This is a genomic window from Neorhizobium sp. LjRoot104 (genome assembly GCF_964253725.1).
In the GTDB taxonomy this organism is placed as follows: domain Bacteria; phylum Pseudomonadota; class Alphaproteobacteria; order Rhizobiales; family Rhizobiaceae; genus Neorhizobium.
Genome location: NZ_CAXURS020000001.1, coordinates 269702 through 296050 on the forward strand (window position 1 = coordinate 269702; position 26349 = coordinate 296050).

A 26349-nucleotide genomic window follows, 5' to 3' on the forward strand; every position below is an offset into this window, starting at 1 on the left:
GATTTTCTCGAGCAGACGGCAGTCCGGGGCGATAGCCTTGCGGCACGGCTGCTGAAGGGGATCGAGACCGCACTCGGCTTCATTGCAGCGCTCATCCTCGCCGCCTTGCTGACGGTCGTGCTGGTCAGTGTCTGCCTGCGCTATTTCTTCAATACGGGCTTTGTCGGCGCCGAAGATTTCGGCATCTGGCTGCATGTGGCGCTGATCTCGATCGGCGCGCCCCTCAGCTTCAACAGTGCGCTGGCCATGCGGCTCGACGCCTTCGTGCGTCTGCTTCCCGCCCGGCTGCTGCCGGCGACCCAGGTTCTGGCCGACGTGTTCACCGTGCTGGCGGCCATGATCCTGCTCTTCGGCGGTTCCGAAATCATGGCCATGCTCGGGGGCATTTCGCCGACATTGGGAGTTCCGGAGTGGATCCGTTTCGGTTTCCTGGGCGTCGGCGGCGTGCTGATCCTCACTGTGCTCCTCCTGGAAAGAGTAGCCGGGGGCAGGGCGCTGCCGGTGCTGACATCGCTCGGCCTCGGTACCGCGCTCTATTTAGGCATCCCGGAAATCTTCATCGACAGCGAATTGCCGCCGAGCCTGTTCCTGGGGTTGGCAGCCGCGCTCGGCCTCGTGCTGGCGGCACCCTTGGCTCATGCCTTCCTGGCCGCCGCCTATGTGGCGATAGCCTTCGGCAGCAGCCTGCCGGAACCGGCGATCGTTTCCTCGACGGTGACGGGCATGTCGAAATTCCTGTTGCTCGCCATTCCCTTCTTCCTGCTGGCCGGGGGGCTGCTGACGTCGTCAGGCGTCGCCAGACAGCTCGTCCGGTTCGCAGCTTCCATGGTCGGCCACCGCCGGGCGGGGCTGGCGCAGACGACGCTCTTGACCAGCGTGCTGTTTTCCGGGGCCTCCGGTTCGTCGGTCGCCAACGCCGCCTTCGGCGCCTCGACCTTCCAGCCGGAACTCGTGAAACACGGTTATCCGCCGGCCCAGGCAGGCGCGATCATCGCCGCCACCTCGGTGCTCGACAACGTCATCCCGCCGTCAATCGCCTTCCTGATCCTGGCGACTGCCACCAATCTGTCGGTCGGTTCGTTGCTCGTGGGCGGTTTCTTCGCCGGCGGCTTGATGGCAATCTGCCTGGCCTTCGCCATCCACCTGTCGGTCCGCGGGCAGGTGGCCTTGCCGCGCGCTTCGGGGCGTGAGCGATGGCAGGCGGCCATTTCCGCCATCCCCGCCTTCGGCCTCGGCATCATTGTCGTGGTCGGCATCCGCATCGGCATCGTCACCACGACCGAGGCCGCGGCTCTCGCTGCGCTCTACACGATCATCCTCGCCGTCTGGGGCAGGGTCGGAGCCGGTTCCCTGCTTGCTTCGTTCCGGCAGGCGGCGACGGAGTCCGCTGCGATCGGTTTGCTGATCGGCACCGCCGGACCTTTCGCCTTCCTGCTTGCGGTCGACAACGTCTCCGGCCTCGTCTCGGATTTCGTGACAATGCTCGGCGGGAGCGCGCTTTCGGTCATCATTCTCTCCAACGTCATCCTTCTGGTCGTCGGACTGGTCCTCGATATTGGCGCGGCGATCCTGCTGTTCGGCCCGATCCTGCTGCCGGCCGCCGTCGCCGTCGGCATCGATCCGATCCATTTCGGCGTCATCATCGTCGTCAACCTGATGATCCACGGCCTGACCCCGCCGCTCGGCATGCTGGTCTTCGTGGTCAGCGGCGTGACCCGCATTCCCGCGAGCGCGCTGTTCAGGGCGGTCGTGCCTTATCTGCTCGCACTGCTTGTTTCCCTGGCGATCCTTTGCGCCTGGGCGATCATCTTCTAGCTCATCTCACAATTTCCGGGGACCTTGAGACATGGACAACATCAACCGCCGAACCCTTCTGAAGACTGCCGCAGCAACCGGCGTAGCGCTCGCCGCTCCGGTCTTCGTACGCAACGCCGCCGCCCGCACCACGACGATCACCACCGCCTCGCTGCTTGGTGACGACAAGCCGGAATCGAAGATCTGGGTAAAGATCGGCGAGCTGGTGGAAGCCAGGCTGCCGGGCCAGTTCAAGTTCAACGTCGTCAAGAACGGCGCGCTCGGCGGCGAGAAGGAAGTGGCCGAAGGCGCCCGCCTCGGGTCCGTGCAGGCAAGCCTTTCGACTGTCTCCTCGCTGTCCGGCTGGGTGCCGGAACTGCAGGTCCTCGACCTGCCGTTCCTGTTCCGTGACGCAGCCCATGTCCGCAAGACGGTTGAAGGCAATGTCGGCGCCGATCTCAAGCAGAAGCTCGCCGCCCAGAATTTTGTCATCGGCGATTTCATCAACTACGGCGCCCGCCACCTGCTCACCAAGGAGCCGGTCACCCGTCCGGAACAGCTGAAGGGCAAGAAGATCCGCGTCATCCAGAGCCCGCTGCACACCAAGCTGTGGAGCGCCTTCGGTACCGCCCCGGTCGGCATTCCGATCACCGAGACCTACAATGCGCTGGCGACTGGCGTTGCCGACGCCATGGACCTCACCAAATCCGCCTATGCCGGCTTCAAGCTCTATGAAGTCGTGCCCTACATGACCGAAACCGGCCATATCTGGGCTTCCGGCGTCATCTATTATTCCGCCAGCTTCTGGAACCAGTTGAACCCCGAGCAGAAGGCGGTCTTCCAGGAGGCATCGAAGGAGGGGGCGGCCTATTTCAACCAGCTCATCGTCGATGACGAGGCGGCATCCGTCGCCGTTTCGCTCAAGAATGGCGGTAAACTGCTGAAGCCCGAAGCCCTGGAGGAGTGGCAGAAGGGCGCGCAAGGCGTCTGGCAGGATTTCGCCGCCATCGTCGGCGGGATCGATCGGATCAAGTCGATCCAGTCGGCCTGATATCGTTTCTGAAAAGTTAAAGAAAATTAATGCGGCACTGCAAACGCGGTGCCGCTTTTGTTTTTTCAGCTCAATTTTGATAAAAAACCCCTGCTTTTAGCTCTTTTGGGTGAGCTAACTAATTTGACGCCGCCTTCTTTCGACCTGAAAGCGAACACATTCTTGTGCACTGCACTATTTGCCCTTGTCTCGGTCGTTAGCATGCCTATGTTTGCGGCAGCCGGTGCCTAATTTTTTATACACCTGCGTCTCGGGCGTTCGTCCCCCTTCACCTGACCGGTTTTCGGCAGGCCATTCTAGAAGGAGCATATAATGACAATCTCGATCAATAATTTCGCATCCGCCAATGGAGCGAAACTCTCTCTGCAGCACATTGCCTCGGTCGTCGCCGAAACGCGCCGCACTGTCGGCTACAGCATCGAAGAACTTGCCATCACGACCGGCCTCGTCAACGACGAGATCGTTCGCATCGAAAACGGCACCGATGCCGATCCTGCCAAGCTGAAGCGCATCGCTGCGGCACTCAAGGTTCCGGTCACGACCTTCCTGCCTTCCTGACACAAGGTTTTCCGGCCGCTTCGGCGGCCGGACCCTGTTTGGGGCTTCGATCTCTTCGCCGTGAAGACCCGTTCGATCCGTCACACAAAGATGTGGCTTTCCCCATCGACCAGTTCCTTCAGGAACTCCACCACCGTCCTCAGCCGCATCAGATCGCGCGTCGTTTCATGATAGGTGGTCCAGTAGGATCGCCGAATGATGGTCTCGGGCAGCACGCGCACCAGTTCCGGATATTGCCGCGCCACGTAGTCGTGCAGAATGCCGATGCCGGCGCCGGAACGCACTGCCTCGGTCTGGCCGATGGCGCTCGAAATCTCGAAGCTCGCATCCCAGTCCCGCATCACCTCGCCGGTGAAATTCAGGGATGGCGAGAAGATCAGGTCTTCGACATAGCCGATGCGCGGATGGCTTTTCAGCGCCTCGACCGTCCGCGGCGTTCCGGCCTGATCGAGATAGGTCTGCGAGGCATAGAGCCCCAGCGTGTAATCGGTCAGTTTCGAGGAGACGAGCCGGCCCTGTTCCGGCCGCTCGATGGTGATCGCGATGTCCGCCTCGCGCTGGGAGAGCGAGAAGGATCGCGGCACCGGCACCAGCTGCAGCTTGAGTTCCGGATGTCGGCGCGTCAGCCGCCCGAGCCGCGAGGCGAGGAAGGAGACGCCAAACCCATCGGGCGCTCCGATCCTCACCGTCCCGGCAATCGCCGCGTCGATGCGGCCGGTGCTCGCCTGCGCGGCCAGCATCTCCGTCTCCATCCGCTCGGCGGCCCGGAAGAACACTTCGCCCTCGGCGGTCAGCTCGCAGCCATTGGTCCGGCGGATGAGGAGGCGGGTGCGCAGATCCTCCTCCAGCGCCGTCACCCGCCGCCCGAGCGTCGCGTGATTGATCCCGAGCCGCCGGGAGGCGGCGAGAATCTGGCCTGTCCGTGCGACGGCCAGGAACATACGCACATCATCCCAGTTCATTGCCGTTCGTCTTTTCCGTGCCTGCAGCGCGTTTCGCCCGCATCATGATGGGCTCGACGTCGATCAGCCTGAGAGACTTCACCATATCCGCCGTGCCGTCCTTGTATTTCAGGAAATGCGGGGTCCGCAGATGGGCTTCATAGGCTTCTCTGCTCGCATAGATCTCCAGAATGCGGATCTGCTCGGGCCGCTCTTTTTCCGAGACGGCCTGCAGCATCAGCACGCCCGGTTCATTGTCGATGGACGCCTCGATCTCTTCGGAAAGCAGTGCTCGATAGGGTTCGATCTGGGCCGGATCGATTTCCAGCTCCGCAATTCTGACGACCTGCTCACGCATCATCTTCTCTCGCGCTTGCTTTAATTTTTGCACAACGGATGCTTATTTCATTCCATTGCTTTGTGCAAATTGAAGTGTAGACTTCGGCCACCTAACAAAATGGAGGAGCATACCCATGCGTGAGATCGGGCATTTCATTGGCGGCAAGCATGTCGCCGGCACCAGCGGCCGCACGGCTGATGTCTTCAATCCGGCAACCGGCGAAGTCCAGGCGAAGGTTTCGCTCGCCAGCGTTTCGGAAATCCGTGCTGCGGTCGAAAACGCAAAGCAGGCGCAGCCGAAATGGGCTGCCACCAACCCGCAGCGCCGCGCCCGCGTGTTCATGAAGTTCGTCGATCTGCTCAACCAGAACATGGACGAGCTGGCTGAGATGCTGTCGAAGGAACACGGCAAGACGGTCGAGGATTCCAAGGGCGATGTCATCCGCGGCCTGGAAGTCTGCGAATTCGTGATCGGCATCCCGCATCTGTCCAAGAGCGAATTCACCGAAGGCGCCGGCCCGCAGATCGACATGTATTCGATTCGCCAGCCGGTCGGCATCGGAGCCGGCATCACGCCGTTCAACTTCCCGGGCATGATCCCGATGTGGATGTTCGCGCCGGCAATCGCCTGCGGCAATGCCTTCATCCTGAAGCCGTCCGAGCGCGATCCGTCCCTGCCGATCCGGCTTGCCGAACTGATGATCGAGGCGGGCCTGCCTGCCGGCATCCTCAACGTCGTCAACGGCGACAAGGCAGCCGTCGATGCGATCCTCACTGATCCGGATATCGGCGCCGTCTCCTTCGTCGGCTCGACCCCGATCGCCCGCTACGTCTATGGCACGGCGGCGATGAACGGCAAGCGTGCCCAGTGCTTCGGCGGCGCCAAGAACCACATGATCATCATGCCGGATGCGGACCTCGATCAGGCCGTCAACGCGCTGATGGGTGCCGGCTACGGTTCGGCCGGCGAGCGCTGCATGGCGGTTTCGGTCGCCGTTCCGGTTGGCGAGGAAACCGCCAACCGTCTCGTCGAAAAGCTGATCCCGAAGATCGAGTCCCTGCGCATCGGCCCCTATACGGACGAGAAGGCCGATATGGGCCCGGTCGTCACCAAGGAAGCGCATGCCCGTATCAACGGCCTGATCGACCGTGGCGTCGAGGAAGGCGCCAAGCTGCTGGTCGATGGCCGCGGCTTCAAGCTGCAGGGCTACGAGAACGGCTATTTCGTCGGCGGCACGCTGTTCGACCACGTCACGCCCGACATGGACATCTACAAGCAGGAAATCTTCGGCCCGGTCCTCTCGGTCGTGCGCGCTCATAATTACGAGGAAGCGCTCGATCTGCCGATGAAGCACGAATACGGCAACGGCGTTGCGATCTACACCCGCGACGGCGATGCCGCCCGCGATTTCGCCAGCCGTATCAATATCGGCATGATCGGCATCAACGTGCCGATCCCGGTTCCGCTCGCCTACCACTCCTTCGGCGGCTGGAAGGCTTCGAGCTTCGGCGATCTCAACCAGCATGGCACGGATTCGATCAAGTTCTGGACCAAGACCAAGACGATCACCGCCCGCTGGCCGTCCGGCATCAAGGACGGTGCCGAATTCGTCATGCCGACGATGAAGTAATCGGAACATCAGTTCAAAGCATCAGGGCGGGCCTCTTCGGGGGCCCGTTTTTTTATGGTCGAGAGCTTCGCGATGTAGAGCGATGATTGAAATGACATGCCCCGCCCTTACAATGACGCGAAGAATCGGGCAGGCGTCCGTCTTCGGTATTCGGCAAGGGGGCATGACATCATGGCGGTAGCAGAGACGGCGCCTCGGGCGGCGACGGGACAGGTTTTTGAGCGCGCATCCTTCACCGGCAGCGCCAGCGAATATTTCGGCATATGGATCGTCAACGTTCTGCTGACGATCGTCACCCTCGGCATCTACTCGGCCTGGGCGAAGGTGCGGCGCATGCGATATTTCTACGGCAACACGGTCATCCTCGACCGCGCCTTCGAATATCACGCAACCGGCAAGCAGATATTCATCGGCCGGCTGATCGTCTTCGGCTTTCTGATCGCAATCAACATCGGCACGGCGATCTTTCCGCCGATCGGCATCGTCACCCCGATCGTGATCCTGGTCGCGCTTCCCTGGCTCATCAAGCGCAGCCTGCGCTTCAACGCCCGGGTGACGAGCTACCGCAACGTGCGCTTCGATTTCGTCGGCACCGCAGGCGGCGCCTTCGTTGCTATCCTACTCGGCAGCTTCGTCGCATTCATTTCCTTCGGCATCCTGGCGCCGCTCGCGAGCCGATGGACCTGGCGATACATCTTCAACAACCTGCGTTATGGCGACCGGCCGTTTTCCAGCGACCCTCGGCTCGGCCGGCTCTATCGCGTCTGGCTCCTGCCGGCATTGATCGTGTTCCTGGGCAGCCTCGTCTTCGGTTTCATTGCCTTCGTCGTGATTATCGGTGCCGCGACCTTCATGCGGGAAAGCGCCGACTTGACGGACACGCAGATGACCATGCTGAGCGTCGCCGGTCTCTATGCCGGGGTGTTCATCTATTTCATCCTCTACGGTCTCGCGGGTCTGTTCTATCGGGCGGGTGTGCGCAACGTCGCATGGTCGGCGGCGGAGCTTGACGGGCGCCATCAACTGGTCAGCGACATCTCCCGGCTGCGTTATGCCTGGATCGCAATCAGCAACGTGATCGTCACCGTCCTGACGCTCGGACTGATGCGCCCCTGGGCGGCTGTCCGGATGGCGCGGTATGTAAACGAACACACCGGCATCAGCATCAATGGCGATCCGGGTGAAATTCTCTCCTCCATCGAGGCGAGCGGTGCTGCGATCAGCGCTGAATATATGGACATGGAAGGCTTCGACTTTGGCTTCTGAAGACATGGCGATCGCGACGGGTGAATGGCATCCGGCCAATTCCAGCCGCGCGATCCCGGCTGTCCTGCGCGAGGACGGCGTCCTCCTCGTGGCGGTTGAAGAGGGGCGGGTCCTTGCGTCGGCCGTGCCGGAGCGGACCGAGATCAGCCCGCGGGTCGGCTCGATCCCGCGGCGGGTGAGCTTTCCGGACGGATCCGTGTTCGAGACGCGCGACAACGACGGGGTCGACACCTATCTGCGCGGCAAGCGCGGCCCGCGCAGCGGCTTGATCCATCGGCTGGAACAGTTCCATCCGAGGCTGATCCTGATGACGCTCGCCGTCATCCTCCTGGCCACCACGATCTACCGCTTCGCCGTTCCCGTTCTGGTGGAAGTCGCGGTCCTGGTGACGCCGCCCTTCGTGCCGGAATTGATCGGCTCCGGCACGCTCGCCTCCCTCGATCGAACGATCCTCAAGCCCTCCGAACTGCCGGAAGGCGAGCGACAGGCGATCTCCGAGGGCTTCTCGAAACTCGCCACGCATTCGAAAGGCGGGCAGGGCGCCTATGATCTTTACTTCCGGGATGGCCTGATCGGCCCCAACGCCTTCGCACTGCCGGATGGCAGCCTGATCCTCACCGATGATCTGGTAAAGCTCGCCAATGGCGACCGGGAGATGATCCTCGGCGTGCTCGGCCACGAGATCGCCCACGTCGAGGGCGAGCACAGCTTGCGGCAACTCTACCGCGCCGCAGGCGTTGCGGCGCTGGTCATGCTGATTGCGGGCGATGTCGGCTCGGGCGTCGAGGACATCCTCACCCAGGGCGCCGCATTGGTGGCGCTGTCCTATTCCCGTGCAGCGGAAGCGGAGGCAGACCGCCGGTCCGTCGAGTTGATGCGGGCGGCCGGTTACGACCCGGCCGCACTTGCCCGCTTCTTCGCGGTCCTCGAAGACAAGCTTGGAGATCATAAGGACGCAAGCATTCTCTCGAGCCATCCCGGCACCCCGCAGCGCCAGCAGGACATCCGCAACTACGCCGCCGAGCTGGAAGGTAGGCTTCAGGCAAGGTAGCCGTGATCCATAGCCACCATTGACGTATCCGCAGGTTATTCTAATTTAGCATGCGGAGTAGGAGTGGGGATGTATGTCCATGGTGTACGAGTGGGATGCGAAGCGCGCCCGCCGCGCGTATTTGGCGAAAATCGGCCTTAGTCTGCTGGCTGCAATGATGATGGTCGCCGTCCCGGCCTGGGTGGCGATCACGATGACCGGTTAATGCGTGCCGGAACTTTTCCTGTAAACCGCCGCCGATCCGCAATAGCGTTCTGAGGCTTCGGGAAATCGACCCATACTCGGCGGTTCCCGTTCGATCGGCCGAAGTCGCGCTCCGCCGTCTCTCTGTTTCGGCCGATGCCAAACCCGCGCGATATCGTCGGCTATCTTTGCACAAACCGTTCGACAGGGACTGAAGTCGCCGCTCGGCGGACCGCGGAGCAAGGGTCGCTGCTCCAGCCTGAACCTCGGTCTTCCGGTTCTCGGTTGTGGGAGGGGCAATTCGCCGCTTGAATTCCGTGCCGATGAAGGCAATCTGACGCGGCTCGGAAACTTGATGACAATTTTCTTATTTTGGAATTGTTCAAAACTAGCGGAGCCATTATATAGGGCGGGTACGAGTCTCGGGAGACCAGCATGCGCTTGACCAAACAGACGAATTACGCAGTACGGATGCTGATGTATTGTGCGGCCAACGATGGCCACCTCAGCCGCATCCCCGAGATCGCAAGAGCATACGGCGTTTCCGAACTCTTCCTCTTCAAGATCCTCCAGCCGCTCAACAAGGCCGGTCTGGTGGAGACAGTACGCGGTCGCAACGGTGGCGTAAGGCTTGGCCGCGCTGCTGACCGGATCACCCTTTTCGATGTCATCAAGGTGACTGAGGATAGCTTCGCGATGGCGGAGTGCTTCGAAGAAGGGGTCGCGGAATGCCCGCTGGTTGACAGCTGCGGCCTGAACGCCGCGCTTCGCAAGGCACTCAATGCATTCTTCGACGTGCTCGCCGAATACACGATCGACGACCTCGTCAAGGCGCGTCCGCAGATCAACTTCCTGCTGGGTATCGACATGCTGCACTTGCCGAAGGTCGTTACACCGAAGGCCGTCGCGCCGGCTGCTTGATCCTGCCCGCTAATGCTTCCTGAAGGCGCCACCGCTGAGGCTGGCGCCTTTTGCTATTCCCCGCATGCCGCAGAAGAGCTTGACCTCGCGCGCATTTGCCATAGAAGGGGACCAGGCGTTTTCTGGCTTTTGTCAGTTTTCCTTCCTGTGGCGCCTTCAGGGTCTAAGCCATGTCTCCTTCGGAATTGCGCGCTTTCGCGCTGACCGCGCTGATCGGCACCGCCGGTGCGTTGATCGCAATTCTCGTTGCTTTTCCAGCCCCTTATCTGATCGGCCCGGCGATCGCCATCACCATTGCGGGGCTTGCCGGACTGAACCTGGCGGTGCCGGCGCAGGTCCGCAGCGTCTGTTTCATCGTCGTCGGGGTGTCGATGGGGGCGACTGTCACGCCGGAGGTGGTCGTCGCGGCGCGCACCTGGCCGCTGAGTTTCGTCATGGTGCTCGTGGCGGTCGTCATCCTGCTCTATGCGAGTTCGTGGGTGCTGCAGCGGTTCTTCCATTATGACCGGATCACCGCGCTGCTTGCCTCGTCCCCCGGCCATCTGAGCTATGTGCTCAGTCTCGCCGCCGAAACCCGCTGCGACCTGCGCGCAGTCAGCGTCGGCCAGAGCGTGCGCGTGCTGGCGCTGACGATCACGGTCCCGTTGATCGTCGAGGTTTTCGATCTTGTCGGCACCGATCCCGTTCTGGCGCCGCTGGCGATGAGCGCGCCTGTTCTCCTGGTCATGCTTGCGGTGTCGGCGCTGTTCGGCCTGTTGTTCATGCGCTGGAATTTTCCGGCGGCGTTGCTGCTTGGCGGCGTCGTTGTGTCGATCGCCACGCATGTGACGGGCTTCATCAGCGGCGGAGTTCCGGACTGGCTGCTGGTTCCGACCTACGTCATCCTCGGTTCGGTCATCGGCACGCGCTTCTGCGGCGTGTCGATCGGCGAATTGCGCACCGCTTTTATCGCCGGCGGCGTGGTGACCGTGGTCGTCATCATGCTGGCGGCGGCAATCGCCGGCGGGGTCTCCTACCTGACCGGTGTGCCGCTCGATGCAGCACTGATCGCCTTTGCGCCGGGTGGGCTCGAAACCATGTCGGCGATGGCAGTCATGCTGCATGCCGACCCCACCTATGTCGGCGCCCATCACGTGTTGCGGCTGATGTTCCTGTCGGTGCTGATGCCGACCGTGCTCGGCAAGGACGCCCGGCAGCGTTGAGGGTCAGTTGACGAGGCGCACCGATGTAACCTCGGAACCGGTTCCACCGGCGGCTCCCGCATAGGGTTCGATCTCCCAGTTCGCGGAGTTCATGATCATCGTATTGACCACGAGGGTAATCAGGTTCGTCTGGTTCGTGGTCGAGTTATACGTGACGTCGCGATTGGGAAGATGGATCACTCCCTCGAGCGTCTCGCCATTGGAACCGTTGAAAATGTATTGCCGCTTGCGGCCATTGTTGGCGGCATCGCTGGTCTTTTCGAACATCAGGATACCCTTGTAGGTGCCCTTGGTCGGCGCCGATGCCGTGAAGCTCAAGCCGCCATTGGCGCGGATTTCGCTGTCGGTATCGGGGAAATAGAAGGTCACGCCCTCCGCGATGACCGTCGAGCCGGAATTGATGATCATCCGACCCTTGATGATATGGAGGCCGGGCTTGAACGTGATCTTCGGCGATCCGTTGAAGGTGGTGCCGCAATGGACGCCTGGCGCCATTTCCTGCACCGCTCCGTCCTTTGTGCCGCTGGTCGTGCAGGTCGAGGAGACAACCGGCTCGGCAATGCTGTCGGCATAGGGGTCTCCGGAAACCTTGCAGCCCGGTTTCAGGTTGCTGAGCGTCCCGCCATTCTTGATATACTGGGTGCCGGCAACGCAGAAGCTCGGCGTGTCGATCGTCGCCCCGCTATTCATGATGAAGGCCGGGTTCTGGGTCGAACTGACCTCCACGCCGCATTTCTCCGAATGCACGTTGGCGCCCGAATTGATCAGCACCGCCTGAGACGCATTGCCGAGCACGTAGATGCATGCGCCTGAAGGTTTCGGGTTCCTGTTCGCGATGGCGGTGGATTGGACCTTGACGTCGATGGCGTGGATGCCGAGCAAGCCGAGGAAATTGGTGGGGACGCCCTGGGCATAGGTACCCGTCAGGCTGCCGTCGGTATTCTCGGCGACGACAAGCGCGGCGTCGAGATCCGTGTCTTCCGGAACCGTATCGGTCAGAAACCGCAGCGCTTCCCGGCGCTGGCTGGTGATATCCGGTTTCGCGACGGCACTGAGCAAGGCCGCGTCGAGCGCGCCCTGCAGCCGGCCGCGTTCCAACGAGGCCTGGGCAAAGTCGATCGCACCGCCGGCGGTCGTCACGAGGACCGGCAGCGCGAGAGCAGTCGCTATCGCAAAATTGCCGCCCCTATCACGCAGGATATGATAAATGCGAGGCACAATAATATTGATGAGTCGCCGCATGATCGTGGATCTCAAGTTGGATTTGGAGGACGTAATTCGGTAGAAGGTGGGTCCTTTTATCGCAGTCCGACTAAGGGTCCCGTAAGAGAATTGGAAAACATGAGGTTAACTCAGTTTCTATATTTGGCCTTTCCACCCATGAACGCCTTATCAATGGAAGTTAATTATGCCCGCAATCGAACTCTCGTCTCCCCTTGCAATCGTCGTCATGGGCGTCAGCGGATCGGGGAAGACATCGGTGGGCGAACATCTCGCCGCGCGGATCGGCTGCGCGTTCGTGGAGGGTGACCGGCTGCATCCGGAGGCGAACGTCGCCAAGATGGCGATGGGCATTCCGCTGGCCGACGACGACCGCTGGCCATGGCTCGATCTCGTCGGCAGCGAACTGGCGAAGGCGAGAGGACGGGGCGAAAGCGTGGTGGTTTCCTGCTCGGCCTTGAAGCAAGCCTATCGGGACCGGTTGCGGCGGGTGAGCGGCGGCACGCTCTATTTTGTCTTCCTCACCGGCGACCCCAAGGTGCTTGAGCAACGGATGGGTGCGCGCACCGGCCATTTCATGCCCACGTCACTGCTTCAGAGCCAGCTCGCCACCCTGGAAAGCCCGGAGCATGAGGTCGGGGTGGTAACTGTCGACATCGATGCAAGTGTCGATATCATTGCCGATAAGGCTTTCGGTGGTATTACCGCGCTCGGTTGAGCATAGATAATTAGATTTAAGCTCTGGTTTTCTCCGATGTTCTGTCTTGTGCATCGGCGTGTAAAGTATTCTAAAAATTACCGGCCTTCGTGATCCGATGCTCTTCGGGCATCGTATAAACAAACAGTTTGTGTTCAAGCAATTCTGCCCCGAGTTACCGTGACTTCATCGGCAACGAAAGGCAGCGGTTGGCAGGTGTTTGAGGAGACGGTTTGCGGATGCCAGATTCGACGCAAGGACCGGGGCGGGGTGCCCTTCGCCGGGTGCCGAAACAGGAGCGAAGCCGCGAGCGCATCGATGAAATCCTGAAAGTATCCATGGAACTGATCGGCCAGAAGGGCATCGACGCAGTGACCATGAAGGAGATAGCCGCCCTCTCCGGCGGGCCTATCGCATCGGTCTATCAGTATTTCCCGAATAAGTCCGCCATCATCGCAACGCTCTACGAGCGCTACGTCGACGAGGTTCGTTCCTTGGTGGTGGAGCAGATCGAAAAGATCGCCACGGCCGAAGACGCCTTGCACGCGTCGGAAGCGCTCTTCGATATGTACTACCATAACATGCGGGAAAGGCCGGCGACCCAGGACCTCCTGAACGCCATCCAGGCGGACAAGGCGCTTGCGGACCTCGACATCGCGGAGACCCGCTTTCAGGCCGACGTATTTTACAAGGCCACGGAACATTTCGTCGAAGAGCGTCTGCGGGAAAGTTATGCGCAGACGCTCCTGGTGATGTTCCACATGGCGGGCGCCACCCTGCGGCTGGCTCTCATGGTTCCGGAAGACGAAGCGGCCGGAACTGTGGCGCAGTTCAAGTCCATTGTCCGGGCGCAGGCGACCTATTACCTCACCGGCAGCTTCCCGGCGTCGCTCTGATCTTGGGCTACACGCCCAGCCGGTCACGCACTCCATACCACCAGGCGCCGAGCACCGTGAGTGGTACCCGAAAGGTCCGGCCGCCCGGGAAAGGCAGGTTGGGGAGCGACGACCAGATGTCGAAGCGTTCCGCATGGCCGGAGACCGCCTCGCCGAGGATCTTGCCGAGCAGATGCGTGGTGGTCACGCCGTGGCCGCTGTCGCCGTGCGAGAAATAGACCTTGTCCGACAGTTTTCCCACATGCGGGATGCGGGTGAGGGTAAGCGCGAAATTGCCGCTCCAGGCATAGTCGATCTTCACGTCCTTCAACTGTGGAAACGTCTTCAGCATATTGGGGCGGATGACGCCCGTGAGGTCGCTCGGGTCGTGGCCGCCGTAACCGATGCCGCCGCCGTAGAGCAGCCGGTTGTCGGCGGTACGCCTGTAATAGTCGAGGATGTAATTGGCGTCCTCGACGCAGTAATTGGCCGGCAGCAGGCTCTCGATCAGCGCGGCGTCGAGCGGTTCCGTCGCCATCACCTGGCTGGAAACCGGCATCATCCGGCCGCTGATCTCCGGAAACTGCGGGGAGAGATAAGCATTGCCGCATACGAGCACATACGAGGCGTTGACCGAGCCCTTTTCGGTCCGCACCACCGGTTTTTCGCCCGTGTCGAGGCCGGTCACGCGCGAGGCTTCGAAGATGCGTCCGCCAAGGCTTTCGAACGCCGCGGCTTCTCCGAGCACGAGATTGAGGGGGTGGATGTGGCCGCCGAGCCTGTCGATCATGCCGCCGGCATACCGATCGGTCTTCACGTATTTGCCGACATCTGCCCTGGGGACCATCTCCAGCCCGCCATGGCCGTATTTTTCCCAGTCGGTCTTGTGATGCTCCATGTCGCGGATCTGCTTGTCGGTGAAGGCCGCGAAGAAACCGCCATGCACCAGATCGCAGTCGATCCCGTATTTTTCTACCCGGCCGCGGATGATCTCGCCGCCTTCGAGCGACATCGCCCCGAGCCTAGCCGCCTTCTCGTGGCCATAACGGCCGGCGATGGTTTCGAGATCTCGGCTGTAGCCGTTGACGATCTGGCCGCCATTGCGGCCCGATGCGCCGAAACCGATGCGCTGCGCCTCCAGCACCACGACGGAATATCCGCGCTCGGCAAGTTCGAGCGCCGCGGAAATCCCGGTGAAGCCGGCGCCGACAACGCAGACATCCGCTTCCGTGTCGCCAATGAGGGCAGGGCGGGCACGCTTGTCCTTGGCGGAAGCCGCGTACCAGGAATTCGCATGGCGGGGATTGTCGGTCGTCCTGAAGGCCATCTCACACGATCCTGATATAGGCGTCGTACCCCACGCCGGTCACGCGCAAGGCTCCCCGACAATCCCTGCTGCTTGCAGACCAGCCCACCAAAGCGAACAGAACTAGGCGTTGAAACGCTCTGGCCTGTAGGCGGAGATGTCTATCAATGTCTTCTCCCCGGCGATGGCTTCGGCAATCACCTGTCCGGTCACCGGTCCGAGCGTCAGCCCGTGATGCGCATGCCCAAAGGCGAACCACAGGCCGTCATGCCGCGGCGCCTTGCCGATCACGGGCATCATGTCCGGCGTGCAGGGGCGGGCGCCCATCCACGGCTCTTGGTCGAGCCGCTCCGCGAGCGGGAAGATGCTGCGGGCGACTGCTTCGGCGCGCTCCAGCTGTACCGGCGTCTTGGGCGCATCGCGGCGGGCGAATTCCGCGCCGGTCGTCAGGCGGATCCCCTGGTTCATGGGCGCCAGGAAATAGCCGCGCTCAGCATCCATGGTCCAGCCGTTGAGCTTGGCATTGCCCTTGGCGGCATAATGCATGTGGTAGCCACGCTTGACGCCGACCAGGAAATTGTAGCCGAGCGGTTTTGTGACCGTATCGGACCAGGGCCCGAGCGCCACGACGACGTCCTTGGCTTCCACCGTGCCGTCGCCGGCGACGATCCGCCAGCCGGTCTTGGTCTGCGACAGGCTCTTGGCATCGCCTTTGAGCACACGACCGCCGAGCTTTTCGAACAGTGTCACATAGGCGCGGGTCAGGGCCAGCGGGTCCTTGACCGACCACGGATCTTCCCAGCGCAGTCCGCCGACGAAATCATTGGAGAGATTGGGCTCCTGCTCGGCGATATCGGCAGGCGAAAGCTCCTTGAACGCGACGCCGTATTCCTTGCGGAGCCGCTCGGCCTCGCCGATCTCGCCGTCATGCTTGCCGCGGGTGCGGAACACTTCCGTCCAGCCGTTCTTGGCGATCAGATCCTGGGCTCCGGCCTCCTCGATCAGCTCGTTATGGGTCGCGATCGAGTGCTCGATCAAAGGCGCGTAGGCGCGCGCGATCAGCTGGTGGCGGGTCAGGTTCGAGTGCCACCAGTATTTCGCCAGGAACGAGGTGACGGATGGGATGGCCTTCCAGTGATAATGCGCGTCGATGCGGTTGTTGAGCGCGTAGCGCAGGATCAGGCCGAACTGCTGGGGAAAGCCGTAGGGCACGACGCCCTCGCGCTGGATCAGGCCGGCATTGCCATAGGAGGTCTCCATGCCGGGGTCCTTGCGGTCGACGAGAACCACCGATTTGCCGCGCCGGGCGAGCTGCAATGCCGTCGAAACGCCGACAATACCGGCTCCCAGCACGATCGCATCTGCTGTCATGATCTGAATTCCATTTCCCAAGTCTTTTATAGTTCGAGGATTTCGAACATGCCGCCCGGAATGCTGCGGCGCAAATGAAAAATCGCCATTGCTCATATGGATTCCCTATTTCTTCGCATGGCGCCTCCAATCGAAAGCCTATGGGGCCGTCGCTACCTTCTGGATCGTGCATCGGTTTCGATGCCGGCCCGCGCGACAACGCCGCGGGCCAATCCCAACAAGGAGTGACTGAAATGTTTGGTCGTTTGGGGAGCGTTTACGTCCTGCATCTTGCTGAAGCCAAGGCCCGGCAGCATCGACTGTTGCAGCCAGATCGCCGGGTCGATGCGAATCTCGGGGTCTTCCTGAGGCTTCTGGGGGTCATCGGTTTCGGCCTCTGCGCCGCGGGTTTTGTTTCCATGATGGTGGCCTGAGGGGAAACGCGATGAACAAGGCAATGTTGAAAAGCCAACCTCACGCGCGCGGCGTGCGTTTCATGGTCGGCCGCGATGCCGGCGGCCGTTGGATCGTCTCCGACCGCGAGGGTCGCGTCGGCGGACTGTTCACCGACCGGGCGTCGGCGGTGCATTTCGCCATGTTTGAAAGCGATCATATACCCGGTGCCGTCTGCTGCGTGCCGGAAGAGGTGACCTTGAGCCTCGGACCGGTTTTCGAGACCCCGGCCACGCGCGCCGACGCGATCACATCCCGTATGAAGATCGTCGGACGGGCGTGAGGATAACGCGATGTCCAGGGTCGCCTACCACATACGCGGACATGTCTATCCGCGCTCCCGTAATTTCGGGAATCCGGACCATCTGCATGCGTCGAGCATCATCCTCGGCATGCTTGCGGTCATGCTGGTCGTGCTCGTTTTCGCCTATGCCATAACCTTTGCGGCGGCCTCCTGGGGATAGCCGCCGCCGGAGAGAACGAAATTCCTATAGGATTTTTATTTCTTTCCTCTGTGCTCCGTCTCGAACCCCTATGCGGTCGCGCCGCATATTAGGGTCAGAGAGATCGCAAAGATCATCTCCAAGCCGGAAAGCATCAAGGTGCCGTCTCATCAGGATGGCACCCTTTGCCTTGTCCGGCCTCGCCTCAACAACAGGAGTCCAGATCCATGATGGACGTCATTCTACTCGGCACCGCAGTCGTCTTCATCGGTCTCTGCCTTGCCTATACCCGCGCCTGCGACAGGCTTTGAAGGGAGAAGCTCCGATGATCTTCGATTATGTCCTGAGCGGTGCCGTGACCGTGTTTCTCACCGTCTACCTCACCTACGCTCTCATTCGCCCCGAACGCTTTTGAAGAGAACTGGCGCTTCTAGTCAAGCTGCCGGGTATTGAAAGTTAACCCCAAATGACCCTCAACGGATGGCTTCAGATCCTGCTTTATTGCGGAATCATCATCGCGCTCGTCAAACCGCTCGGCGGTTACATGACGCGTGTCTTTTCAGGCGAGCGCACTCTTCTGTCACCCGTCCTCGTTCCGATCGAACGGGGGCTTTATGCCGTGGCCGGCACCAGCGAACGCGAGGACCAGCATTGGACCTCCTATGCTTTCGCCATGCTGATGTTCAACTTGCTCGGTATCGTCGTTCTCTACGCGATCCTGCGCCTGCAGGACGTGCTGCCCTACAATCCTGCCGGAATGGCGGCGGTTCCCCCGGAACTCGCCTTCAACACGGCGGTCAGCTTCACAACCAATACCAACTGGCAGAACTATGGCGGCGAAAGCACCATGTCCTACCTGGCCCAGATGGTTGGCCTCAACGTCCAGAACTTCCTGTCGGCCGCGACGGGCATCGCGATTGCGGTTGCCTTCATTCGCGCATTTTCGCGCGCTTCCGGCAAGGCGATCGGTAATTTCTGGGTCGATATGACCCGTGCCACGCTCTATATCCTGCTGCCGATCTGCATCGTGCTGACGCTGGTCTACGTTTATCTTGGCGTGCCGCAGACGCTTGGGCCTTATGTCGAGGCGACGACGCTGGAAGGCGCCAAGCAGACCATTGCCCTGGGGCCGGTCGCCTCGCAGCTTGCCATCAAGATGCTTGGCACCAACGGCGGCGGTTTCTTCAACGCCAACTCCGCCCATCCGTTCGAAAACCCGGATGCGATATCCAACCTCGTCCAGATGGTGTCGATCTTCGCGATCGGCGCTGCCCTGACCAACGTTTTCGGCCGCATGGTCGGCAACCAGCGCCAGGGTTGGGCGATCCTTGCCACGATGGGCGTGCTGTTCGTCGCCGGCGTAATCGTCGCCTACTGGGCGGAAGCCGCCGGCAATCCGCTGATGCATTCCCTGGGCCTCACGGGCGGCAACATGGAAGGCAAGGAAGTCCGCTTCGGCATCGCCATGTCCTCGCTCTTCGCGGTCATCACCACGGCGGCTTCCTGCGGCGCGGTCAACGCCATGCACGGTTCGTTCACCGCGCTCGGCGGCCTGGTCCCGCTCATCAACATGCAGCTTGGCGAAGTCATCGTCGGCGGCGTCGGTGCGGGTTTCTACGGCATCCTGCTCTTCATCGTCGTCGCGGTCTTCGTGGCAGGTCTGATGGTCGGCCGCACGCCGGAATATCTCGGCAAGAAGATCGAGGCGAAGGAAATGAAGATGGCCGTGCTCGCCATCCTCTGCTTGCCGCTCGCCATGCTGATCTTCACGGCGATCGCCTCGGTCATGCCGTCTGCCGTCGCCTCGGTCGGCACCGCCGGCCCGCACGGGTTCTCCGAAATCCTCTACGCCTATACGTCGGCTGCGGCCAACAACGGCTCGGCTTTCGGCGGTCTGACGGGCAACACGCCCTGGTACAACGTGACGCTCGGCATCGGCATGCTGATGGGCCGCTTCCTGGTCATCGTCCCCGCACTTGCGATTGCAGGTTCGCTGGTCGCCAAGAAGACGGTTCCGGCCTCGGCAGGGACCTTCCCGACCGACGGCCCGCTCTTCGTCGGCCTGCTGGTCGGCACGATCCTGATCGTCGGCGGCCTCACCTTCATGCCGGCTTTGGCACTCGGCCCGGTCGTCGAACACCTGGTCATGATCGCCGGCCAGACCTTCTGAGGTACTGAGGGAGCAATGCCATGAGCATCCGCAAAGCCCTCCGCAGACAGGCCACCCTTGCCTCGCAAAAGCGAGGCAAGGGTGAGCAGAACCCCTACGGATCCTATGCAATTTTTATCATGACGGCGGTCATTCTTGCCGTTGTGCTCGTGATCGAAGTCTTGCGCGGCTGATCGAACCTTCGTCGCCTCGTTTGACAAGGCAACTCATTTCAAAGCTGGAGTCTCTTATGAGCCAGGCAAAATCCGCGAGCATCATGGATACTCGCATCCTCATTCCGGCCGTGGGCGATGCTTTCAAGAAGCTCAACCCGCGGACCCTTGCCCGCAACCCGGTCATGTTCGTCGTGGCCACGGTCTCGGCCCTAACGACCGTCCTCTTCCTGCGCGACCTCGCGGCCGGCAACGGCAATCTCGGCTTCTCCTTCCAGATCAACCTCTGGCTCTGGTTCACCGTGCTGTTCGCCAACTTCGCCGAAGCGGTCGCTGAAGGCCGCGGTAAGGCGCAGGCGGATTCGCTGCGCAAGGCTCGTACCGAAACCCAGGCCAAGCTTCTGTCGGGCAGCGACCGCACCCAGTACAAGATGGTCGCCGGCACCAGCCTGAAAGTGGGCGACGTCGTGCTCGTCGAACCGGGTGACATCATTCCCTCCGATGGCGAAGTCATCGAGGGCGTCGCCTCGGTCAACGAAGCGGCGATCACCGGCGAGTCCGCCCCGGTCATCCGCGAATCCGGCGGCGACCGCTCGGCGGTCACGGGCGGCACCCAGGTGCTTTCCGACTGGATCCGCGTGCGCATCACCGCCGCTGCCGGCTCGACCTTCCTCGACCGGATGATCTCGCTCGTCGAAGGCGCTGAGCGCCAGAAGACGCCGAACGAAATCGCGCTCAACATCCTGCTTGCCGGCATGACGCTGATCTTCGTGCTCGCCACCGTAACGATCCCGAGCTTCGCGATTTATGCCGGCGGCTCGATCCCGATCATCATCCTTGTCGCGCTGTTCGTGACGCTGATCCCGACCACGATCGGCGCGCTGCTCTCGGCGATCGGCATTGCGGGCATGGACCGCCTCGTCCGCTTCAACGTGCTCGCCATGTCCGGCCGCGCCGTGGAAGCCGCCGGCGACGTCGATACGCTGCTGCTCGACAAGACCGGCACGATCACGCTCGGCAACCGCCAGGCCACCTCGTTCCGCCCGGTCCGCGGCGTCTCCGAACAGGATCTCGCCGATGCCGCCCAGCTCGCCTCGCTTGCCGACGAAACGCCGGAGGGCCGTTCCATCGTCGTGCTTGCCAAGGAGAAATACGCGATCCGCGGCCGCGATATGGCAAGCTTGAAGGCGACCTTCGTCCCCTTCACCGCCCAGACCCGCATGAGCGGTGTCGATCTCGAAGGTTCGCAGATCCGCAAGGGCGCGGTCGACGCGGTGCTTGCCTATGTCGGCTCGGGCGCAATGTCGGTCTCCGGCAATGCGGCGATCGCCGCCAGCCCGCAATCCGACATCGTGCGTGAACTTCAGGCGATCGCCGACGAAATCGCCAAGGCCGGCGCCACGCCGCTTGCGGTCGCCCGCGACGGCAAGCTGCTCGGCGTCGTCCAGTTGAAGGACATCGTCAAGGGCGGCATCCGGGAGCGGTTTGCGGAACTGCGCCGCATGGGCATCCGCACCGTGATGATCACCGGCGACAACCCGATGACGGCCGCCGCCATCGCCGCCGAAGCCGGCGTCGACGACTTCCTCGCCCAGGCGACGCCGGAGAACAAGCTGACGCTGATCCGCGAGGAACAGGCCAAGGGCAAGCTCGTCGCCATGTGCGGCGACGGCACCAACGACGCCCCGGCGCTCGCCCAGGCCGATGTCGGCGTCGCCATGAACACCGGCACGGTCGCCGCACGCGAGGCCGGCAACATGGTCGATCTCGACAGCGATCCGACCAAGCTCATCGAGATCGTCGAGATCGGCAAGCAGCTCCTCATGACCCGCGGCGCTCTGACCACCTTCTCGATCGCCAACGACATCGCCAAGTATTTCGCGATCATCCCGGCGATGTTCCTGACCTTCTACCCGCAGCTCGGCGTTCTCAACATCATGGGGCTGGCCACGCCGCAAAGCGCCATCCTGTCGGCGATCATCTTCAACGCGCTGATCATCATCGCGCTGATCCCGCTTTCGCTGAAGGGCGTCAAATACCGCGCTATCGGTGCCGGCGCGCTGCTCTCGCGCAACCTGCTCGTCTACGGTCTCGGCGGCATCCTCGTTCCCTTCATCGGCATCAAGGCGATCGACATGATCATCACCGCGATCGGTCTCGCTTAAGGAGAAATGACAATGTTCAAGCAACTTCGTCCCGCGATCGTTTTGATCGTCGCCACCACGGCCATTACCGGCCTCATCTACCCCTTCGCCATGACCGGCATCGCCCAGGCAGTCTTCCCGACCCAGGCGAACGGCAGCCTGATCGAAAAGGACGGAACGGTTGTCGGCTCGACCCTGATCGGCCAGGCTTTCACCGGCGACCGGTATTTCCACGGTCGCCCGTCGGCCGCCGGCGACGGTTACAACGCAGCCTCGTCCTCCGGCTCCAACCTCGGCCCCACCAGCGCCAAGCTGATCGATCGGGTAAAGACGGACTATGAGGCAGCCAAGGCGACCAACCCGAATGCGGAGGTACCGATCGACCTGGTCACCGCATCCGGCAGCGGCCTCGACCCGCATGTCTCGCCGGAAGCCGCACTCTTCCAGGTGCCGCGCGTCGCCAAGGCTCGCAATATGGACGAGGCGACGGTCCGCGCGCTCGTCGAGGCCCATGTCGAAGGTCCGGAGCTCGGTTTCCTCGGCGAACCTGTGGTCAATGTCCTGGCGCTCAATATGGCGCTTGACGGCGCCCGTTCTTGAATTGAAATGGCGGCGGCTGCCAGCATCGGCCGCCGCCGCTTCCCGCATGGGAGACAGGTAGCCAATGGTCGACGACAGCCGCGAGAGTGAAAACAGGCCTTCGCCGGATGCGCTTCTGGAGCATGCCGAGCGTGAGGCGCGCGGGCGGCTGAAGATTTTCCTCGGCGCTGCCCCCGGCGTCGGCAAGACCTACGAGATGCTGATGTCCGGCCGCGCCCGCAAGGCCGACGGCCTGGATGTAGTGATCGGCGTCGTCGAGACCCACGGCCGCAAGGAGACCGAGGCTCTGGTCGAGGGCTTCGAGGTCGTGGCCCGCAAGCTGACAGATTATCGCGGGCAGCAGCTCGACGAAATGGACCTCGACGCCATTCTCGCGCGCCGCCCGGCATTGGTCCTGGTCGATGAGCTGGCTCATACCAATGCAGTCGGCAGCCGCCATCCGAAGCGTTATATGGATGTGCAGGAAATCCTCTCCCACGGTATCGACGTCTACTCGACGCTCAACATCCAGCATGTCGAGAGCCTCAACGATGTGGTGGCACAGATCACCCGCGTCCGGGTGCGCGAGACGGTGCCGGACAGCATCATCGACCGGGCCGATGACGTCGAGATCATCGACATCACCCCGGACGACCTCATCAAGCGGCTGAACGATGGCAAGGTCTATGTGCCGCAGACGGCGCGGCGCGCCATCGAGAACTACTTTTCCCCGGGCAACCTGACGGCACTGCGCGAACTGGCGCTGCGGCGCACCGCCCAGCGGGTCGATGAACAGCTCCTCAATCACATGCAGGCGCATGCGATCTCCGGTCCTTGGGCGGCCGGCGACCGGGTGCTCGTCTGCCTCGACCACGGCAGGAACGGCGCGAGCCTGGTGCGATACGCCCGCCGTCAGGCCGATCGCCTGAGGGCGCCATGGGCCGCGCTTCATCTCGAAACGCCGCAATCGGTCACTCTGCCCGAGCAGGACAAGGACCGGCTGGCGGCCAATATGCGGCTTGCCGAACAGCTCGGCGCCGAGACCGTGACGCTGCCGGCACTGCAGCCGTCGCGCGAGATCATCGCCTATGCCAACGCCAACAACTTCACGCATATCGTCGTCGGGCGCCCGGCCAAGCCGCGCTGGCGGCAGATCCTGCAGGGGTCGGTCACCTACGATCTGATCCGTTATGCGGGCGATATCAGCGTCCACGTCATCTCCGGGAACGTGAAGGAGGGCGAACCGCAGCGCGGCGTGAAGGCTGCGCAATTGCCCAAGGCATTCCGCTTCAAGCCCTATGCCAAAAGCACGATTTTCGTCGCTCTCGCCATCGTCGCGGGCGCGGCACTGGACCAGACGCTCGACGTCCGCAACCTCGCCCTCGTATTCCTGATGGCAGTGCTGGCGGCGGCGGTGCGCGGCGGGCTGGGGCCTGGCCTCTACGCTTCGCTGCTCGGGGCCCTGTCCTTCAACTTCTTCTTCCTGGAGCCGCGCTACACGTTCACGGTCCGCGATCCGGAAAGCCTCATCGCGCTGATCTTCTTTCTGGGCGTTGCGCTCGTCGCGTCGAACCTCACCGCCGCCGTCCAGCGCCAGGCGGCTGCCGCCCGTCAGAGAGCCCGCACCACCGAAGACCTCTACCTCTTCTCCAAAAAACTCGCCGGCACCGGCACGCTGGACGATGTGCTCTGGGCGACCGCCTTCCAGATCGCCTCGATGCTGAAGGTGAGGGTGGTCATCCTTTTGCCGGAAAACGGCTCGATCGCCGTCAAGGCCGGTTATCCCCCGGACGACACGCTGGTGGATGCCGATATCGCCGCCGCCAAATGGGCCTGGGAGCACAACCGGCCTGCCGGCCGCGCCGCCGATACGCTGCCGGGCGCGAAACGCCTCTACCTGCCGATGCGCACCGGCCGCGAGGCAGTCGGCGTCATCGGCCTCGACAACGACAAGCAGGGACCGCTGCTGACCCCCGAACAACAGCGGCTGTTCGACGCGCTGGCCGATCAGGCGGCGCTGGCGATCGAGCGTGTCCAGCTCGTCTCGGACGTCGACAAGGCCAAGCTCGCCGCCGAGACCGACCGCCTGCGCACCGCGCTGCTCACATCCATCTCGCACGACCTGAAGACGCCGCTCGCCGCGATCATGGGTTCCGCCGGCACGCTCAAGGACTTTGGCGCCGACATTCCGGAAGAGGCGCGCGCCGAGCTTTTGACCAGCGTGGTGGACGAGTCGGAACGGCTCAACCGCTTCATTTCCAACCTGCTCGACATGACCCGCATTGGCTCCGGCGCCATGGAGCCGAACTATGCCTTCCATTTTGCCGGCGATATCGTCGGAACCGCCCTCAGCCGGGCAGCGAAGATCGCCTCCCGGCACAGGCTCAGCGTCAACATTCCGGCGGACATGCCGATGCTCAAGGTCGATCCGGTCCTGTTCGAACAGGTCCTGTTCAACCTCATCGACAACGCGGCCAAGTACGCCCCCGACGAGACCGTCATCGATATCCGCGGCTGGCAGGATGGCGATTCAATTCTTATCTCGGTGATGGATGAAGGGCCGGGCATCCCCCGCGACGATCTGGAGCGTATCTTCGACAGCTTCTATCGCGTGCGGAAAGGCGATCATGTACGGGCCGGCACCGGGTTGGGCCTTTCCATATGCCGTGGCTTCATCGAGGCCATGGGCGGCACGATCCGGGCTGCCAACCGCTCCGATCGTCCCGGTGCCATCTTTACGATCCGCATGCCGGTGCCGCCCGAGATGCCCATTCTGGGAGAACAGGAATGACCAATACCGCTGTGCGCGTCCTGATCGTCGATGACGAGCCTCCGATCCGCAAGCTTTTGCGCGTCGGCCTCTCCACCCAGGACTATGCGGTCAGCGAAGCGATGAATGCCAAGGTCGCGATCGACCTCGTCAGGACAGAGAAGCCGGACCTGATCATCCTCGATCTCGGCCTGCCGGATATGGCCGGTCACGACCTGCTCGCCAGATGGCGCGGCGAGGGGCTGGACCTGCCGATCGTCATCCTGTCGAGCCGCACCGACGAGGCGGGCATCGTCAAGGCGCTCGAACTCGGCGCCGACGACTATGTGACAAAACCCTTCGGCATGAACGAACTCGTTGCCCGCATCCGGGTGGCGCTGCGCCACCGCCTGCAGACCCAGGGGGAAAAGCCCGTCTTTCAGACAGGCGAGCTATCGGTCGATCTCGTCAAGCGCATCGTCAAGGTGGCCGACAAGGAGGTCAAGCTGTCGCCGAAGGAATACGAGATCCTCCGTATCCTCGTACAGCATGCCGGCAAGGTTCTGACCCACCGTTTCCTGCTCGAACATGTCTGGGGCGGCCTGACCGACGTGCAGTATCTGCGCGTCTACGTGCGCCAGCTTCGCCAGAAGATCGAAAAGGCGCCGGACCAGCCGCAATACATCCTGACCGAGACCGGTGTCGGTTATCGGCTGCAGGAAGGCCAGTAGGCGCCACGACCCGATCAATGGAAATGACCCATGAAATTGCGTGACTACCTCCTGCCGGAGAACATCGTGCTCGATCTGGCACCGCCGTCCAAGGCGATCCTGATCAAGCAGCTTTCCATGCTCGCCGCTGAGCGGCTGGCGCTGGATGCGGGCGATATCGCTCGGGTGCTGACCAACCGGGAAAACCTGGGATCGACCGGCATCGGCGCCGGAATTGCCATCCCGCATGCGGGCATCGGCGGTCTCGACCGGCATTTCTGCCTGTTCGCCCGGCTTGCGGATCCGGTCGATTTCGACGCGGTGGACGACGAACCGGTCGATCTCGTATTCCTGCTCCTCGCTCCGGAAGCCCGTCCGGATCACCTGAACGTCCTTGCCTGTATCGCGCGGTGCGTGCGCGAGGAGGAGACTGCTGCAGCCATACGTCGTGCCACGACATCGCAGGATGTCTATCTGCGGCTCTGCCCCGTAAATGCATGATTAAAAATACAGGTACCTCAGTTTAGGCGAACGTAAACAACTTTTCACTAACGTCCCTGACT

The 26349-nt window shown here is 62.3% G+C and carries 27 protein-coding genes; 22 read left to right on the forward strand and 5 right to left on the reverse strand.

Features of this window, described 5'->3' with window-relative positions; genetic code table 11:
• Positions 1-48 precede the first annotated feature (48 nt).
• From ACSQ8R_RS01290 to ACSQ8R_RS01300, 3 genes are all read left to right on the forward strand, one after another.
• A complete protein-coding gene (locus tag ACSQ8R_RS01290) occupies positions 49-1815 on the forward strand; it encodes a TRAP transporter large permease (protein ID WP_436255342.1) in 1767 nt (588 codons plus the stop codon).
• Between the two features lie 31 nt (positions 1816-1846).
• A complete protein-coding gene (locus tag ACSQ8R_RS01295; RefSeq protein WP_436251717.1) occupies positions 1847-2845 on the forward strand; it encodes a TRAP transporter substrate-binding protein in 999 nt (332 codons plus the stop codon).
• Positions 2846-3157: 312 nt separating this feature from the next.
• Entirely contained in the window at positions 3158-3403 is a 246-nt protein-coding gene (locus ACSQ8R_RS01300) for a helix-turn-helix domain-containing protein (protein ID WP_436251718.1), read from the forward strand.
• An 80-nt stretch (positions 3404-3483) separates the two neighbouring features.
• Here ACSQ8R_RS01300 and ACSQ8R_RS01305 read toward each other — a convergent pair whose 3' ends face one another.
• Together ACSQ8R_RS01305 and ACSQ8R_RS01310 are read right to left on the reverse strand one after the other, a co-directional pair.
• The gene (locus tag ACSQ8R_RS01305) at positions 3484-4365 is read right to left on the reverse strand and encodes a LysR family transcriptional regulator (protein WP_436251719.1); all 882 of its coding nucleotides are present in this window, start codon (positions 4363-4365) and stop codon (positions 3484-3486) included.
• Positions 4352-4705 (reverse strand): putative quinol monooxygenase, encoded by a 354-nt coding sequence (locus ACSQ8R_RS01310; protein WP_436251720.1) that lies wholly within the window; start codon positions 4703-4705, stop codon positions 4352-4354. The genes ACSQ8R_RS01305 and ACSQ8R_RS01310 overlap by 14 nt, the downstream gene beginning before the upstream one ends.
• A 112-nt stretch (positions 4706-4817) precedes the next feature.
• On the opposite strand from ACSQ8R_RS01310, the gene ACSQ8R_RS01315 reads away from it, so the two are divergent.
• From ACSQ8R_RS01315 to ACSQ8R_RS01340, 6 genes are all read left to right on the forward strand, one after another.
• Positions 4818-6314: a CoA-acylating methylmalonate-semialdehyde dehydrogenase gene (locus ACSQ8R_RS01315; RefSeq protein WP_436251721.1), complete on the forward strand. Its 1497-nt coding sequence runs from the start codon at positions 4818-4820 to the stop codon at positions 6312-6314.
• Between the two features lie 171 nt (positions 6315-6485).
• Positions 6486-7580 (forward strand): YjgN family protein, encoded by a 1095-nt coding sequence (locus ACSQ8R_RS01320; RefSeq protein ID WP_436251722.1) that lies wholly within the window; start codon positions 6486-6488, stop codon positions 7578-7580.
• The gene (locus ACSQ8R_RS01325) at positions 7570-8631 is read left to right on the forward strand and encodes a M48 family metallopeptidase (protein ID WP_436251723.1); all 1062 of its coding nucleotides are present in this window, start codon (positions 7570-7572) and stop codon (positions 8629-8631) included. Before ACSQ8R_RS01320 ends, ACSQ8R_RS01325 begins: the two co-directional genes overlap by 11 nt.
• A 73-nt stretch (positions 8632-8704) precedes the next feature.
• Positions 8705-8836 carry a hypothetical protein gene (locus ACSQ8R_RS01330; RefSeq protein WP_436251724.1) on the forward strand — a complete coding sequence of 44 codons (132 nt, stop codon included), beginning with the start codon at positions 8705-8707 and terminating at the stop codon, positions 8834-8836.
• 413 nt (positions 8837-9249) lie between these two features.
• Positions 9250-9735, forward strand: coding sequence for an iron-responsive transcriptional regulator RirA (gene rirA, locus ACSQ8R_RS01335; RefSeq protein WP_436251725.1), 486 nt, complete (start codon positions 9250-9252; stop codon positions 9733-9735).
• A gap of 170 nt (positions 9736-9905) precedes the next feature.
• The gene (locus ACSQ8R_RS01340; RefSeq protein WP_436251726.1) at positions 9906-10937 is read left to right on the forward strand and encodes an AbrB family transcriptional regulator; all 1032 of its coding nucleotides are present in this window, start codon (positions 9906-9908) and stop codon (positions 10935-10937) included.
• A gap of 3 nt (positions 10938-10940) precedes the next feature.
• On the opposite strand, the gene ACSQ8R_RS01345 is transcribed toward ACSQ8R_RS01340, so the two are convergent.
• A complete protein-coding gene (locus tag ACSQ8R_RS01345) occupies positions 10941-12179 on the reverse strand; it encodes a TadE/TadG family type IV pilus assembly protein (RefSeq protein WP_436251727.1) in 1239 nt (412 codons plus the stop codon).
• Between the two features lie 166 nt (positions 12180-12345).
• Between ACSQ8R_RS01345 and ACSQ8R_RS01350 the strand changes: the two genes are divergently transcribed.
• Positions 12346-12876, forward strand: coding sequence for a gluconokinase (locus tag ACSQ8R_RS01350; RefSeq protein ID WP_436251728.1), 531 nt, complete (start codon positions 12346-12348; stop codon positions 12874-12876).
• Between the two features lie 218 nt (positions 12877-13094).
• A complete protein-coding gene (locus tag ACSQ8R_RS01355) occupies positions 13095-13751 on the forward strand; it encodes a TetR/AcrR family transcriptional regulator (protein WP_436251729.1) in 657 nt (218 codons plus the stop codon).
• Between the two features lie 7 nt (positions 13752-13758).
• Here the strand turns inward: ACSQ8R_RS01355 and ACSQ8R_RS01360 are convergent, their stop codons facing one another.
• Together ACSQ8R_RS01360 and ACSQ8R_RS01365 are read right to left on the reverse strand one after the other, a co-directional pair.
• Positions 13759-15057: an NAD(P)/FAD-dependent oxidoreductase gene (locus ACSQ8R_RS01360; protein ID WP_436251730.1), complete on the reverse strand. Its 1299-nt coding sequence runs from the start codon at positions 15055-15057 to the stop codon at positions 13759-13761.
• Positions 15058-15159: 102 nt separating this feature from the next.
• Positions 15160-16407, reverse strand: a complete 1248-nt coding sequence (locus ACSQ8R_RS01365) for an NAD(P)/FAD-dependent oxidoreductase (RefSeq protein ID WP_436251731.1) — start codon at positions 16405-16407, stop codon at positions 15160-15162.
• A 74-nt stretch (positions 16408-16481) separates the two neighbouring features.
• On the opposite strand from ACSQ8R_RS01365, the gene ACSQ8R_RS01370 reads away from it, so the two are divergent.
• The 11 genes from ACSQ8R_RS01370 (at position 16482) to ACSQ8R_RS01420 (ending at position 26287) form a co-directional block, all read left to right on the forward strand.
• Positions 16482-16820 (forward strand): hypothetical protein, encoded by a 339-nt coding sequence (locus ACSQ8R_RS01370; RefSeq protein ID WP_436251732.1) that lies wholly within the window; start codon positions 16482-16484, stop codon positions 16818-16820.
• 11 nt (positions 16821-16831) lie between these two features.
• Positions 16832-17122, forward strand: coding sequence for a hypothetical protein (locus ACSQ8R_RS01375; RefSeq protein ID WP_436251733.1), 291 nt, complete (start codon positions 16832-16834; stop codon positions 17120-17122).
• 10 nt (positions 17123-17132) lie between these two features.
• A complete protein-coding gene (locus ACSQ8R_RS01380; protein ID WP_436251734.1) occupies positions 17133-17303 on the forward strand; it encodes a hypothetical protein in 171 nt (56 codons plus the stop codon).
• 304 nt (positions 17304-17607) lie between these two features.
• The gene (locus tag ACSQ8R_RS01385; protein WP_111561755.1) at positions 17608-17697 is read left to right on the forward strand and encodes a K(+)-transporting ATPase subunit F; all 90 of its coding nucleotides are present in this window, start codon (positions 17608-17610) and stop codon (positions 17695-17697) included.
• A 51-nt stretch (positions 17698-17748) separates the two neighbouring features.
• A complete protein-coding gene (kdpA, locus tag ACSQ8R_RS01390; protein WP_436251735.1) occupies positions 17749-19452 on the forward strand; it encodes a potassium-transporting ATPase subunit KdpA in 1704 nt (567 codons plus the stop codon).
• A gap of 20 nt (positions 19453-19472) precedes the next feature.
• Entirely contained in the window at positions 19473-19625 is a 153-nt protein-coding gene (locus ACSQ8R_RS01395) for a hypothetical protein (protein WP_007760770.1), read from the forward strand.
• A 56-nt stretch (positions 19626-19681) separates the two neighbouring features.
• The gene (gene kdpB, locus ACSQ8R_RS01400; protein WP_436251736.1) at positions 19682-21769 is read left to right on the forward strand and encodes a potassium-transporting ATPase subunit KdpB; all 2088 of its coding nucleotides are present in this window, start codon (positions 19682-19684) and stop codon (positions 21767-21769) included.
• Between the two features lie 12 nt (positions 21770-21781).
• Complete coding sequence (gene kdpC, locus ACSQ8R_RS01405) at positions 21782-22348, forward strand: potassium-transporting ATPase subunit KdpC (RefSeq protein ID WP_436251737.1); 567 nt, start codon at positions 21782-21784, stop codon at positions 22346-22348.
• Positions 22349-22412: 64 nt separating this feature from the next.
• Complete coding sequence (locus ACSQ8R_RS01410) at positions 22413-25118, forward strand: DUF4118 domain-containing protein (protein WP_436251738.1); 2706 nt, start codon at positions 22413-22415, stop codon at positions 25116-25118.
• The gene (locus tag ACSQ8R_RS01415; RefSeq protein WP_436251739.1) at positions 25115-25807 is read left to right on the forward strand and encodes a response regulator transcription factor; all 693 of its coding nucleotides are present in this window, start codon (positions 25115-25117) and stop codon (positions 25805-25807) included. Before ACSQ8R_RS01410 ends, ACSQ8R_RS01415 begins: the two co-directional genes overlap by 4 nt.
• A gap of 30 nt (positions 25808-25837) precedes the next feature.
• Entirely contained in the window at positions 25838-26287 is a 450-nt protein-coding gene (locus tag ACSQ8R_RS01420; RefSeq protein ID WP_436251740.1) for a PTS sugar transporter subunit IIA, read from the forward strand.
• The last annotated feature ends 62 nt before the right edge of the window (positions 26288-26349 follow it).